The organism is Halosolutus amylolyticus (assembly GCF_023566055.1).
In the GTDB taxonomy this organism is placed as follows: domain Archaea; phylum Halobacteriota; class Halobacteria; order Halobacteriales; family Natrialbaceae; genus Halosolutus; species Halosolutus amylolyticus.
The window spans coordinates 74,774-89,527 of the sequence record NZ_JALIQP010000007.1 but is presented as its reverse complement, the minus strand read 5'-3'; the positions used below and the strand labels follow the sequence as shown (position 1 = coordinate 89,527).

General features: G+C 62.9%; 9 protein-coding genes. All 9 read right to left on the bottom strand.

The annotated features are described in order from the left end of the window. Positions 1-61: 61 nt before the first annotated feature. Positions 62-2,329: a hypothetical protein gene (locus MUN73_RS20790; RefSeq protein ID WP_250142437.1), complete on the bottom strand. Its 2,268-nt coding sequence runs from the start codon at positions 2,327-2,329 to the stop codon at positions 62-64. Further along, complete coding sequence (locus MUN73_RS20785; protein WP_250142436.1) at positions 2,322-3,314, bottom strand: hypothetical protein; 993 nt, start codon at positions 3,312-3,314, stop codon at positions 2,322-2,324. Before MUN73_RS20785 ends, MUN73_RS20790 begins: the two co-directional genes overlap by 8 nt. Positions 3,315-3,318: 4 nt before the next feature. Then, positions 3,319-6,237, bottom strand: coding sequence for a hypothetical protein (locus tag MUN73_RS20780; RefSeq protein ID WP_250142435.1), 2,919 nt, complete (start codon positions 6,235-6,237; stop codon positions 3,319-3,321). 2 nt (positions 6,238-6,239) lie between these two features. Then, the gene (locus MUN73_RS20775) at positions 6,240-7,463 is read right to left on the bottom strand and encodes an FtsZ/tubulin family protein (RefSeq protein WP_250142434.1); all 1,224 of its coding nucleotides are present in this window, start codon (positions 7,461-7,463) and stop codon (positions 6,240-6,242) included. A 3-nt stretch (positions 7,464-7,466) separates the two neighbouring features. Then, positions 7,467-9,557: a hypothetical protein gene (locus tag MUN73_RS20770; protein WP_250142433.1), complete on the bottom strand. Its 2,091-nt coding sequence runs from the start codon at positions 9,555-9,557 to the stop codon at positions 7,467-7,469. After that, positions 9,554-10,561 carry a hypothetical protein gene (locus MUN73_RS20765; RefSeq protein ID WP_250142432.1) on the bottom strand — a complete coding sequence of 336 codons (1,008 nt, stop codon included), beginning with the start codon at positions 10,559-10,561 and terminating at the stop codon, positions 9,554-9,556. The genes MUN73_RS20770 and MUN73_RS20765 overlap by 4 nt, the downstream gene beginning before the upstream one ends. Beyond that, a complete protein-coding gene (locus MUN73_RS20760) occupies positions 10,558-10,818 on the bottom strand; it encodes a hypothetical protein (protein ID WP_250142431.1) in 261 nt (86 codons plus the stop codon). The genes MUN73_RS20765 and MUN73_RS20760 overlap by 4 nt, the downstream gene beginning before the upstream one ends. Then, on the bottom strand, positions 10,815-12,218 hold the full coding sequence (locus tag MUN73_RS20755; protein ID WP_250142430.1) for an FtsZ/tubulin family protein: 1,404 nt from the start codon (positions 12,216-12,218) through the stop codon (positions 10,815-10,817). Before MUN73_RS20755 ends, MUN73_RS20760 begins: the two co-directional genes overlap by 4 nt. Positions 12,219-12,571: 353 nt before the next feature. Beyond that, positions 12,572-14,722: a hypothetical protein gene (locus tag MUN73_RS20750; RefSeq protein ID WP_250142429.1), complete on the bottom strand. Its 2,151-nt coding sequence runs from the start codon at positions 14,720-14,722 to the stop codon at positions 12,572-12,574. Between the last annotated feature and the right edge of the window lie 32 nt (positions 14,723-14,754).

The following is a 14,754-nucleotide window of genomic DNA, read 5'->3' as shown; positions in this document are numbered from 1 at the left end:
ACCGGAATCGCAAGAGAGAGAAACCTCGCGAGTCACGCCGAAAGTGCAGGGCGCGAACCGGTCACACGAGGAAGTCGCCGCTGACCGACTCCCGCGCGTCTCGGAGGTACCAGTAGGTCCCGCGTGCGGTGCGGACGACGATCCCAAGGACGGCCAGCGCGTAGACGGCGAGAGAGGTGAACAGCGACACGCGGGTTATCTGCAACGTCGCGGTCCGGGACTCGTGTTGGGTCGCGACATCCGCCGCGCGACTCGACTCGCCGGCCGCTTCGAACGTCGCCGTCGCGTTCTCGTAGGCCGTGTTCATCTCGTCGACGTTGTCGGTGTACGCGTCGTACTTGGCCGGATTCAAGAGCAACGGTTGGCCGGCGACCGTCAGGAACTGCTCCGACTCCATCGTCGACCACGTCTCTTCGGCCCGCTGACGCGCTCGCTCGCCCGTCGAGATGGCTGCAGTGTAGTTTTCGAACGAGGATTTGGCGCTCGCCTCGAGCGCCGCGGCCCGCTCATCGTCGCCCTGGAGCGAGACGACGCGAGCGAGCTGTCGCTGAATCGTCGCTTCTTCCACCAGCGAGACGTTGCCGGACTCGAGGCGATCCTTGTAGTACGCCTCCTGCTCCCCGATCGCCGATTCGAGGTCGTCTTCGGCGGCGGAGACCGCCCTGTCGCTGTCCGCTCGGAAGGTCGCGCCGTCGAGTTCGTCCGCGTAAAGCGTCATCGTGTTGTACGCGGCCGCCGCCTGGACGATTTCCGTCTGGGCCGCCTCGTACTCACCGGCAGACTGTCGTTCGCGGACCCTCTCCATGGACTCGAGATACAGCGACGCAGCGCTGCCGTAAGAGAGCACCGTCGTGACGTCCTCGCTGGAGACCTCGCCCGATCGCATCCGGTCGTCCATCGTCTCGATCATCTCGACGGTCCCGTCGGCGACCGGCCCATCATACGCGGAGACGTCCTGACGTATCGGATCGAGATCGAGCGGCACCGGTGAAGCGACGACGATCACCGTCTTCTTGTCGACGCCGTCGCCATCAACCACGTATGTCCACTCGTAGCTGGTTCCCAGTTCCGCATCGGTGTCGAACGCGGCCTGGTACACCACCGGTTGGGATTCACCAGCGTCAAGGTTCCCTGGTGAGTCCTCGATCGTCATCCACCTTTCCGGCCCGTCCTCGAGCGTTATCTCGAGGTTATCGACATCGTTGTAGCCGAGTACCTCGCCCACCGAGGTCGACTGCCGTTCAGATTCACCTATCGGAACGTCGCCAAACTCGATCCGGTTGGGAGCATCGAGTTCAGTCCCGTGTTCAATAGTCACGGTTCCCTCATAGCTCGTATCCGTCGCGCTGAGATTCGTCGAGCTGACCGTACCGCTGATGTCGTATTCCCCTTCTTCGAGTCGGGTATCCGCCGTCACGGCCAGTTCGACGGTCTCCCCAAATTGGCTTCGACCGTCGATCGTATCGGGCTGGTCAGCGACGGAGACGTCGATACCGGAGTTCGAAGAGGACGCCGTGACGTCGTCGAGCACGAGCGGGAGATCCCCTGCGTTCTCGACTTCGAGCTCGACCGTCTTCGTGATCGTCGACGTCGAGTCCCGCGGCTCGTCGAGCGTCATCTCGTCGTCTAGTTCGACCGCGCCGAACTCGGCGGGATAGATGACGCGGCCCTCGACGTCGACGGTTCGGGCCGCCCCCTCATTGCCGTTGGGGACGAGTTCGACCTCCCACGAGAGGTCCTCGTACTGGTCGACGCCGCTGTCTGCGTAGGCGTTCCAGTTCAGCGTGGTATCGCTCGCGCTGACGCCGAGATCTGCATCCTGATCGGTATTGACGACGGTCGCATCGACGTAACTGAGGCTCTCCTCGCCCGTGAGCTCCTGGATATCGATCTCACCGGACGCGCTGTCACCGACGACGACGTCGCCGATATCAAGGGGTTCGTCCTCTAGACCGGCGATAGCAGGGCGAACAACCTGAAAATCGTCCGAGTCACGACCGGCACTCACGGTGATCGTGCCGTCGCCCGCGTCGTCGGCCGCCTCGATCTCGAGGGTGATCTCCTCCGTGGTTTCGGCGGCGACGGTGTACTGATCCGGATCTATGGAGATCCCGGACCCCGACGACGACACATCGACCGAGACGGACTCGTTCCGGTCGTTCTTTATTGTGACGGAGTGCGTTTCGGACTCCGTCCCCACTTCGACCGGTTCGCTCGCTGCATCGACGGTGACGGAGCCGCTCTGTACGGCCGCCCCCGGGACCGCGGCTATCGTCAGTCCGAGTGCGAGGGCGCAGACGACTGCGACGGGCAGGACTCGCTCAGACATCGCTATCACCTACCGACACGACCGAGCCGACCCTCGCAGCATCGTACGTCCGCCGCCAGACGAAGAGTCGTCCGGCTACGATCGTTCCCAGCAGGCCGACGACGACACCGTACCCGATCAGGACGACGACGGAGGCGATCGCGAGCGTCGTTCGCGTCTGACCGACATCGTCACTCATCGCCGCCAGTTGTTCTTCGCGATCGGCGAGTCCGTGGTGTGCCGCACGCTCCCGCGCCTCTCGGATCTGGATATGCGTCGCCTCTGCGTCCTGATACGCCGCGAACGTCTCGAACCCGTTCGCGCTGACAGCCGCCTGCACGTCCGCACAGTCGGCACAGTCCTCGAGGAAGGTAGACGAGGCGTTCTGCACGGTCGCGATCGTTTCGCGATCCCGCTCGAACTCGGCGGACAACTGCTCGGCCTGGACCCGGAACTGCGTCGCTTCTTCGGGCATGTCGGCCCGCTCGTAGGCCGTCGCGGTCATACCGAGGTGCTCAATTCGCTCGGGTGTACTGTTCGTCGCATCGGCTTCCTCGTAGAGGCCATCGCCAAGGCGCTCGTAGAACCGCGTCAGCGCGAGAGTCGCGAGCGTTGCCTGCGTCTGATCGTACTCCTCGAGATCGTCTGCGTAGGCGCTCACGTTTTCGGCGGCCGCGAGACTCGCCTCGTAGTCGCCGCCCTCGGCCAGGACGTAAGCGCGATCGAACTCGGTGAGAACCCCGAGGACGGCCTCGAACTCCGCTTGGTCGGCCGCCGTGAGCTCACCCGTTACTTGCGTTTTGGAGACGGCGAACGTCCGGACTGTCTCCAGTTCGTCGTACTCGTCGTAGGCTTCGGTCCCTTCCATCGAGCGGAAGGTTTCGAAGTAGTCGTTCGCCGTCTCCTCTTGGGCGGCGGCGGTCCCCCCGAAGAGCGGTACCGTCGTGATCGTCGCGACGACAAGTATCGCAGTCAGTATCGTCGCCCGACGGTTGTGTGTGTGCATGTCGTTAGAACACCGTCCGTGAAAGTCTGTCGCGGAGGGAATCGCGCTTGAATACGCCGTCGACGGCGTCGAGCAGGAGCAGGGCGGCGTGGATCGTGACGATCGCGTCGTCACCGCGGCCGACGTCGTTGCCCAGGTCCCAGGCGTGTCGCAACATCTCCTCGGCCGGTGCGGCCTCCGAGACCGATCCCCGTTCGGCCTCGACCCGGTTGGTGACCGTCTCGTACCGATCTTTGAGGACGTTTCGCTGTGTCATTGCGTCCGAAGCGAGGCGCTCGAGAAGCGTCTCAAGATCGCACTCGCCGTCCCATTCGACGGTGGCGTCGGGCATGTCCGCACAGGCCGCGAAGAGGTCGACGTTGCGCTTGGTCGTCATTGCGTCGTTGATCGCGTCGATCGAGTCCGTGGCGGCGGCCAGCAACGCGTCGGCGACGACGTCGGGGTCCGTCTTCCCGTCCGCGAACAGATGGCCGGCTTCGGGGAGAGACTCGACGGCCTCTAGCATCCCTGTGACGACCGTGCCGTAGTACCGTGGGATTGTCGTATCCCTGCCGGCGTGGTCCGACAGCGACCGGATCCGCTGTCGAAGGCGATCGATCTGACTCCGCTGGGCCGACGACAGCGACCAGGTGAAGCTGGCGTCGACCTCGGCCGTCGTCGATCGATCCTCCCGGACAGTCAGGATCGATTTGCCGCCGTCGAAGAGCCCGTTTCGACCGGCCGGCGGGTCGATCTCGGCGCGATACTGCCCGATCAGAAGCGCGTCACGGGTGGCGGCCCCGTCGGAGCCGGTCGTCACAGAAATAGTCCCGTAGCGATCGCGCAGCGACTGCTCTCGCGGCGTGACTCTCAGCGGTGTCGGGCCGACCGGAACACCGTCCACGCGTGATCGAAGTCGTACGCGCCCAGTTCGAGGCGAGAGTGCGACCGTCCGATCGCCGTCCTGCGTGAACACGACGGTCTCCGTCCGGTTCTCGTACTTGTCATGGGTGATCTCCACGTCGACGCTCGAGCCGGGTTCGCCGGGCTCGAGAGAGACAGTCCCGGTCGCGTCCGTCGTCTGGCTGGTCCCGTCGTCCGTTCGCGTGACGGTCGCGCCCGCGATCGGGTCGCCGCCGTCTCGGTCGGTGACCGTGATCGTTGCCGGAAACGCGATCGGAAGCGTCGCGCTCGTTTTTCGGCGGCTGACCGTGACGGCCTCCGAGTCGTGCTCTCCCCGTCTCGCGGCAACGTTCCAGCTCCCCGGTTCGGACACGGAGATTCGTCCCGTTCCGCCAATGATCGTCGTCGATTCCGCTTTCGTGTCGCCGTCATCGATCCGTCTGTAGCCGATCATCGTCCGACCGTCTAGCGGTCGTTCTCCGTCGGTGACGGTCACGTCGAACGTGAAGCCGCTGGCGTCAGCGCCGGTCCGAAAGCCGAGTCGATAGTAGGTCGTCGGCGCCAGCGTCGCCCCGAGTAGCACACCGACGACGGCGAGCGCGTGTGAGGTCAGACCGTCCGGCGGCCACAGGCCGTCGGTTCCGGGCCATAGTCCGCCGCCGACGATCTCGACGAGCACGAGAGCGAGCGCCAGCGCGAACCCAGCGGCGACGACGCTACTGATCTTGAGTCGGTCACCCGTCCACTCGTTGTTGAACCGGTATGCGCCGTAGCCGACTGCAGGTCCGACGAGGGCCGGCAGTAGCACGAGTGCAACGGACTGGAAAGGCTTCACCGGGTCGAAGCCATCTTCGTCACCGCCGTCACCCTGGTTCGAATCAGTCTCCGCAGGAGAGAGTGTCAACGTCCCGATGCCGGCGTTCGTCGCGATCACCAGCGAGTCGTTCGCCGTCACCGTCGCGTTTCCGAGCTCAAGCCGACCATCTTCGACTCGGTGGCCGCCATCGAACGCGTACTGATCGATCGAGCCCGTACTCGATTCGATCACGACACCACGCACACCGAGTCCGTCGACACCCTGATCGAACATGACCGCCGATCCCCCGTCCGCGACCGTCGCGGTGAGCGAGAACCGATCGAATGAGACTAGCCGGCCGTCGAGCAGGGACTCGCCTCCCGATGAAACCGAGACTCTCGCCTCGCTCACCCCCGTCAGCGACGAGAGATCGATCTCGCCGGGTCGTACCGGCTCAGTGCCGGAGTCCACGTATCGCGTCCCATCGTCAGTCCGTTCGGCCGTCACTGAATACGAGGACCCGGTCTCGAGCAGCGGTTGCCAAAGCACGAGACCGCCGGTCGTCTCGCGGAGTTCCGCTTCGAGGGTCCGACTCGTCGAATTCCCGTCGGCGATGGAGATTTCGAGGCCGATGTCGGCGGACGAGCCGACCGCCTCGACGAGTTCTGACTGCAGGATCGACAACTGGGTCCCGTCCGCTCGGACCTCTCCCTCGAGGGCGGCGTCGTCGGCGGTGACTGTGACGGTATCGTTTTCCGTGATACCGACGGTTTCGCTCGCGTTTAGCGGAAGCACGATCCGCGGGTCATCGCCGTCGATCCAGACCGGGACGTCGTCGGCCGCGAACGCGACAGTGTGGAGATCAACCACGTCCTCGTAAGTCTCGTTTCCGGCAGTGACCTGAACGGTCGCGCCGACCAGTGACTTGTCGTCGTCGACCCCTGAGATCAGCGTTCTGATGGATACCTCGGCGGTGCCGCCATTGACGGATTTGGTGGCCTGACTGGTTGAGTTCGGTCCGCTGACAGATATAGTCACGTTTTCCGGCCGGTCCGAGAGATCGGTGACGTCGACCGTGAGCGCGTCGTCGGACCGCGTTACTTGCACGTCATCGGCGTCCTGCGCCGTCGATGCGGCCGTCGCCGGGACGACCATCGCACCGGCGACTGCGACCGCGAGGGCCAGCGCAACGAGGAGGCGGCTCGCAGTCATGCAATCGTCGGGGAAGGGTACTAGTGCAGTCATACTCACTCCGCGTTCCGTTCGACGTACGACTCGAGGTTGTCGACGATGCGGTCAAGCTGGGCGCTCGTAAGGTCGGCCCCGCCGCCGCGGGATTGGCCGGCGAGCGTTTCGCCGAGCATCTCGAAGTCGTCCCACGAGTGATCGAGCAGGGGGTTCAGGTCGAAGCCACCGAGTAACAGCAAGACATCGACGTCGCTCCCGCGGCCGCGCTTGGGCGTGAGACTCGCCTGCCCAGCCACGTTGATGTCGTGTTTGGCGGTCCACTCGCGGAACGCCTGATACACGTCCGGTTCGGTGATCTCGCCGTCGTCGATCATCCGTTCCGGCGTACGGACGATCGCGTAGGCGGCCGTAGTCGTCTCGACGTCCATCGGGACGAACGTCCCGCTAGCCGCCTGATCGAGCATGTATTCGAGCTCGTAGACGGAGCCGTTGAGGTCCGTCGCGACGGCCGGCGTGAAGTGGTAGGCGTCCATCTGGGACGGGATGGTCACGTAGTCTTTGATGTCAATGACGCTCCGCGTCTCGCGGCCGGCACCGATCATCAGGTCGATCGCGGTGATGATCGCGTCGTTGATCGAGTCGTACTGGTCCCCGGCTCCGTCCTCGTCGTCGAGGTGAGAGTTCGACGCGAGCAGTACCATGTCAGCGTTTTGCTCGTCGTCGTCCGTCCGGAGGAGTCGCGATAGTCCGCAGACTGCATTAAAGTGTCGCTGCGGTTGCTCGTAATAGTACGGCCAGACGCCGAACGCGGCGTGAATGACGCTGTCCATCCATTCCTCGGCGGCGTTGTTGTCGTTCAGGTCTCGGAGTCCGTCCCTGAACTGATCGACGACGTAGGGGATCGATCCGTTGCCGGTCCCGCCGCCCAGCGTTGCGACGTGCATGAACGCGTCAGTCGTGCCGAACTCCGTGATCCGGTTGACAATCCGATCGAGGTCCTCACGAGCGCACGCCGCCCCGTTCGGGAAGAAGTTCCCCGCCCCCTGCTGGGAGCCGAACTCGAGGGCGTGCGATTCTATTACGTCCTCATCTTCGGTCGCCCCCAGCTTCGATTTGAGCCGGTCGATCGTGTTCCGAAGGTCTGCCCGGTTCGTGTTCATTACCAGGATTCGGTCGTCGATCCCCGGATTCTCCGTACGGTCGAAAAACTGTGATGCGATCCGTCCGCCACCCTCTCCCGAGGCGATGACGCTCCATCTCGTAAACGTGTCCGTTTGTGCCATGAGTTACTTCATCTCGATCGCGTCGTCGGTAGTCGTCACGCTGTGCTCCCCGCTCAAATCTGCGACGGCGTCCCAGATCACCGACCGCGGAACCGGTGCCGTCAGGAAGTTCCGCTCGAGCTCGTCGAACGGCAACCGGTCGCCCGACTCGAGGTTGTACCTGACCACGTTGGTCAGCTCGCGCTCGAGGCGGTCCTGCTCGAAGACGACGATCTCGCCCTCGGACGTTTCCGTCGCGTCGTAACCGTCGGATTCGGCCCAGACTGCGAGCAAACAGGGGGTGTGCGACGACCGAACGGGAAGGTCCATCGTGGTCGACACGTACCCCTCCGCGTTGTACAGCTCCTCGAGACGCGGGCGAAGCTCCGAGAGGTGATCAGCCATATCCGCGCTTGTGTCCGAACAGACCCGCTCTCGGAGGCTCTGCTCGGTGAACTCGACGCTGATGGTCTTCTTATCGTCAACGCGGACCGATCGTTCGATCGGTGCGAACACCTCGTCGCCGGGGGTACCGCTCAGTTCGTAGCTGCCAGTCGGGACGTCCGTGAACGTTGTCGTCCCGGCGACCCGGGTCTCGACCGTCGCGCTCTCGTTGTAGCCGGCCCCCGATAGCGACAGCGTCGCGGTCCGTTCCGCTCCGCCGCGCTCATAGGCGATCTCGACCGTGAGATCGTGCGTATCGACGTCACCGACGCGGAGCACCGGGACGTCCGGATCGAGTTCGACAGATTCGTTTTGACGGTAGTAGAGCCCGAGAAACTCCTCGGCGTTGCGAACCGGGAGGTCGTCGTCCGTAACTTGCCCCGACGCCTCAAGCTCCGCCGCGATGGTCTCGGCGACGTCCTCGTAGGCATCGACGACGGCGACTTTGGTAGTGGCCGTATCCACGGCGTTGGCGAGCGAACCGGCGACGTCCCGCCAGCGCTCGGTGAACCGGTCGAACTCCTCGATCTGCTCGAGTTCGTCAACGAAGTCCTCGTTGACGATCGCCGGCTCCGTGTAATAGCCCGCCGGAAGGTCCGCCCGCCGAAGCGTCTCCGCCTCGTCCGCGAGGTCGCGCTCCATCGCAGCGACTATCTCGATACAGGTCCGCCGAAGATCCGCGCGGCGTCGGCTTACCTCCGAGAGGTCTAGCGCTGAATCCATCCCCGTAACGGCAGACTCGACGACATCGACCGCGTCGAGGTATTCCGCATCGATGTGTGCGGCCACACCGGCTGCTTCGACGGCGTCGACCAGTGTCAACACCGCGTCCCGCTCGGCTTCAAACGAGCCTGAGAACTGGTCCCGGAGCCGATCTCTCGCCTCAAGGACCGACTCGACGGCCGCCCCGTACTCGTGGTGGTCGAGGGCCTCAGCCGCCGCGTCGAGGTCGCCTTCGATCCTCTTAGCGTCGTCCGGCCGCTGCCCGCCCCGTTTCATTTCGTGGACGGTGTCGATCGACGTCTTGATCATCTCCCCCGCGATCGCTCGTCTGGCGTCGACCGCGTCTCGACAGTCCGGGATCCCCGCATCGTCGGCCGGGTCAGCTATCGCCGCGTCGGGAGTCGCAAGATCCACCGCCTCGAGTCGGTCGATCGCGTCCGCGAGCCGCAACAGTTCCTCGTTCGCGAACGTCCGGAATTCCGTTTCGACGTCGTCGTCGAGCCGATCGACCTCGGCGGAGAGCTCCTCGAAAGCCTGCACGTCAGCGTTCGCGACGCCTTTCGTGAGGTCGAACGCGCCGGATCCTAGGTCGAACTCGACTCCCTGCGCACGGAAATCACCCGCGATCGACTCGAGGCGTGCGTCGGCAGTGAACTCCCAGTCGGCATAGGTATCGGAGAGGTCGTTTACGTCTCGAACAGTTCGCTGGAACTCCTGTGCGACCGCTTGTGCCTGTTTCCGGACGTACTGTTGTTCGCTCGTGCCGTCGCGAGACACGACGCCGCGAACGTACAGCGCGATACCCCCGACGATGATCAGCGGAATGCCGCCGATGACGAACCAGACTGCAAATTCGGAGGTGGTCGTTACGAACACGCCGGCCCCGACCGCGGCACCTAGAACTACGAGGCTACCGATCACGAGCGCGCTCTTGAGGTTGGCATTCATCGAATCACCTCCAGTAGATCGGGCCCGACGACGACCACGAGGAGGGTGGCACCGCCGATTGCCAGGACGATCCCGACGAGGATCGGGACGAGTGCCGTCTTCCGATCATAGGAGACGTTTCGGCTCAGCTTCATGGCCTCCTCGACGCGCCGCGCCGCGGCGAGCGGGACAGCGACGCCCACGAGCCCGCCGACGACCAGTCCCCCGGCGAGCGATCCCAGTGCGGCCAGCCGCACGCTCGAGGCCGCCTCGGATCGTTCGGCCTCAGCAACGTCGGTATAGCGGTCGACCGCGGTCTCGGTCTCGGCGCGCTGTCCGTCCGCATCCGTCCCGACTGCCGTCAACGCACCGTACGATCCGCTCGCGTTCCCGCTCTCGGTCCGCCGCAAGAGATACTCGGTGAGTTCCGCTTCTCGCTCGGTCATGTTCTCGTATGTGTCATTGAGTCTCTCGAGATCCGATTCAGCGGCGTTGAGCCCCGCCTCACCTTTCTCGATCGCTGTCGTCGTCTCGCCGAGTTCGGCCGTCGCGTTCGATAGCGCCGCCCGTGCAGCCAGGTACTCGGCGACTCTCTCGTCGTCGACTCGTTCAAGAGCGTCGGTATCGGAGCCGGCCGTCGCGACCGTCACGGACAGGCCGTCGGTCTGGTCCTCGTTGAGCGTGACGGAGTCGGCGAACGCGATCGAGTCTGTTCCGTTTCCGGTGAGGGTGACGGTGTACGTGCCGTCGTCGTCCGCGGTCGGGGAGTCGCGTTCAAACCCGGCGCCGGCAGCCAACCAGTCGCCCGTATACGTCGTCCCGTCGGTGCAGTAGGCGAGTTCGAACGTCGATCCCTCGTACAGTGCCTCCTCGCCGCCGGTCCACTCACCGTCGATCGATCCAACGACGGTCGAGCCGGTGCTGTCGCAGTTGACGTCGGCCGCAGCGGTGGCGGTTCCCAATCCGAGGGCGAGTATCGCCACCAGGGCGACCGTGAACAGCAGGAATCGTCGTCCCGTACTCATTGGAGTTTTCCTCCGATTTCCCGACTCTTGTACCAGTAAGTCGCGCCGCTCACGAGCGCGACGCCTAGACCTGCGCCGAGCAATAGCCCGCCGGCCGCGATCACGAGCGTCTGCTCTGCGACCGACTGCGCCGTGATCGCTTGAGACGTCGTATCGATGGCTGTCTCCGCTGACGACCCGCTGACGCTCCCCGTCGACGCGAGCGCGCAGACAGTCAGGGCGAGTACGAGGACGCCCGATGTGAGTCGCCACCTCATGCGAGTAGCTCCTCCGTCTCCTCTTCGTATGCCTCGGCTGCCGCTTCGATGTCCGCGAGCCGGTCAATGTCCTCCCGACGGTACGTCAGCAGCGTCGTCACCGAAGCGAGGTTCCTGTCACTCATCGCGACGCCGATGTTGACTTCGTTCAGGTTGGACGTTTGCTCCAGATATTCCTTGACGATCCCGATTTCGACGCTGTGAGGCCCGGATCCGAGGTTCGATTCAGGCGCCCTGATCAGCGAGATTGCTTTCTGGGCTCCACTGACATTGGCCTTTGCGAGGGTCTGCTTCGCCGCCGACAACCGCGAGAGTGCGGCGCTGTCGATGTCGCGTTTCCCGACGAACGGTAGCAGATAGCCCGGCAAAGACTGCGTCATCGTCACCGAACGCCCGATCGCGCCGTACCCTGGCGTCGATTCTTCGCCGGCGACGCCAAACGACAGCGACGTCACGATGTCCCGAACGTCGATATCGGGCGTATCGATGCCATCGACCGCGCTCGGATCGACCCCGCTCAAGACCGGACCGGCAACGAGGTCGTAGATTGCCGCCGCGACGTAGTCGTTGTATTCGCCGAACTCGCCGCCCGCCGAGTCGAGGTACGAGATGCGCTGATTGTCGACCAGGATGATGCCGTCGACTTCGTCCTCGAGGCGACCGAGGCCGTATCGCGCGTTCCACGCCTGTCGGCCGGCACTGGCCTTCTCGTTCTCATCCGACCCGCTGACCTCGTCCGCGCCGCGGGTGTTCGGCAAGACGGCGACCGCGACCACCTTGGCTCGCCCGTCAGTGAACGCCTTGATTTCACGGGCGAGATGCGGCCCGATCCCGCAGCCAGTTCCGCCACCGAGGCCGAGAAACAGGAATGCGAACTGGACGCCCGATCCCGTCGGTTCGACCACGGGATTCGGTTCGAATTCGGAGTCGGCATCGGTCGGTACGTCGTCGTCTTGCTCACCGTCGGTCGGCTCTTCCTCATCGACCGGGTCGTCTCCTTCCAGCAGGTCGTCTTCGAACGACTCGTCGGCCGACGTAGACCGGTCGAACCCCGGTTCGAACTTCTCCCCAAGAATGGTCTGGATCTGCGGGGCGTGTTCGGCCATCACCTCGTCCGCGTCGACCGGATTGCGACCGAACCCGCCCGTGACCATCTCCTCGAATCCCGGTTCGGTCCCCTGAACGAGGCCGTGGTGTTCGGCGATTCCGTACTGATCTTCGGGCGGAACATTCGAGAGGTTCTGCAGGTCCCGCATCGTCGAATTGAACACGAGTGGCCGACCGAGCGTCGAAATGTCAGCCGAATCGAACAATCCCAGCAGCGAATCGTCGGTGTAATTGAACACCGAATCGACGATCGCTCCCCCCGCTTGTCCGGCCCCAACGAACAGGTACGTCATTTGGGTATCAAAGACTCTCTCGTTCGGTTTCAAATGTAGTTACAAAACCACACATATCCTATCAACTGAACCACTAGAGCAACATACAATAAAGGTGATGGCTCTCACACAATTCTGTTCTCTTATTCGTTGTTATCCAACAATACTATTTTTCGTCCGATGTACCGATGAACTATCCTATACACTATTCTTACGTTGTCCTTTTCCCTACAATGTCAAAATTACAATTATAAATGATGTGTAGTAAATCGAGTATATCATCGGTCGAGAATCAAACAGACGTTCTGTGGCGAGATCCGAACACGGAACGACATCCTCAGAACGGCATAGCTGACCAATTCGGGGCGGTTGCCCTATCCGCGCAGCCGCCGAAGCATGACGCTGTATTCGTTTCGTTCGTAGAGCGCCTCAACGTGTTCGAGCACCTTATCGGCCGCCGTACATAGGCTGGCCGCCCGCATCGGACTCTCACCTTCGACGCTCTGGGCCTCCACTCGGAGGTCGTCGGCAAGTGAAAGGAAATGGCGGGGGATGGTGTGGTTGTGGTCAGCGCGGACGTCGATATATTCACGCTCGATGCGATCGATTCGATCCCCAATATTGGCGATCAGTCGCCCGGTTTCGACGGCGCTATCGCTGTCAAGCGATCGGGACAGTCGTGGTAGCAGCGTTCGATCGTAGAACGTACACTCCTGATAGATCGCGTACAGCTGCACGTCGGTGATATCATCCCGGTCGAGCATGGTCTCGAGTTCCCGGGTCCGGTCGGAGAGATGCCGGTAGACGTCGCCGTTCTTGCGCTGTAGTTCGTTGTCGATCGCGTTAAGCCGGCGCTCGACATCACGTCTGCCGATATCCGCAATGGAAGACCGGAGCTCCGCGTAGGCGTCCAACGAGTTAACCGTCGATCGTAACACCGATTCCGAGTCCTCCGCTTCCGGCTCGCTCAGCGTCTCGAGCAACTCCCTCGACTGGGCCGACTGCGGTCGAACGGATCGCTCGACATCGTCGGCGATCGATGGGAGTTCCGTCGCCGGCTCCTGTGTCGCGTCTGGCCGCTTGAGCACGACCGTGTCGCTCTCGAGGGTGTCCGCGAGTTCCGTCGTCTGCTCGACGACGTCGCTCGATCGGAGCGTGAGGACGCCGCTCCGCGTGACTTCCCGACAAACCGTCTCGGCCGCAGTCCGTAGCCGATCGTATTGTCGCTCGGACCGTTCGAGTTCGGCCTCGGTCGCGGAGAGGTCGGCTTCAATCGCCTCCGTTCTGGTCGACTCGACCGCTCGCTCGAACACCTGTTCGAGACCGTCAGCAATCGGCCCGTCCCGAACGGTGAGCGTCCGTTTCGCCGACTCGACCTGTGCGTCGGCTGTCGGATCATCGATTCTCTCGACGGCGGCGGCGACCGCTCCAGCCTCCTCGAGCCTGTCGACTGCGTCCTCGAGTGCCTCCTCGAGTCGTTGTTCGTCCGGAGAGGGATCCGAAAGGACGCGACACAACTCATTGGCAACGGGATCGGAAGGGCGTGTTCCTGAGGCCACGGTGTCCGCGACCGACGCGATCGGTTGCGGCGTCACATCTTCTGAGTCGGACTTCCTCTCTTCCTCTCCGATGGGGACGGTCGTATCCTCGGGTGATTGATCCGTGGACGTCAATGATTCCGTGTTCCGCTCCCGTGCCGGTGTCTCGGGAGCCGTCGTCGATGGCGTAGAGCGCTGGTCCGCATTCCGGTCGGTGCGCTGTCCTCGACTCGAACCTGGGTTTTTGATCTCCCGAACCCGCTGTCGGACCTCGGAGACCACTTCGTCGACGGTGTCCGTCGCAATCGAGCTGATTCTGGTGGACTTCCCGCCAGCGGTCTGGATTTCGAGTTCAGTAAACGTCCCGTCCTGATGGGAACGGACACCGGTCACCTGATCGTAATAAATTTCTTTGTTGGTGCCGCCGCCGACCCCCGATCGGGCTTCCATATCGTACTCCGCTCCCTTGTTCAGGTTGATAGATGTATCAGTCACGACTATCGTCGTGATATAATATGTATCCGACGGACTGACAAGCGGTGGGGAATTTCCAGAGTTGTACGTCAAATTGTATAGCTTCGCGCTGTCGACTTCGATACCGCGTCTCGCGTTTCGTTCGGATTCCCCGATGAATTTTTGAACGAATGGTTGATACTTGTTGTTTATTTCTCTGACACCCCAGTACCAGATCACGATTCCCCCGAAAAGGCCGAGTCCGACGAACGGGCCGGCCGCGTCTATCATCGCGCCGATGAGAGTAAACACGACCGTCACACCGATCAGTACAAGCCACGGCGACCACCCTATCTTCCACCGGAGATTGTTGACGTCCGCTGCCATTATACAGCGAACGAATGTATTCAGGTCGTGATTAAGCTTCTGCCCTGATATGTCTCTTTCAGATATGTTATTAGCAAAGAAAGGGGTCGACCCGTTAGAAGTGACTCGAAGGATAATTGAGGCACCGGCAGAGTACGAAAACGCCATGGGGCCGTAGCAGGGAGGAGCTATTACCCCCT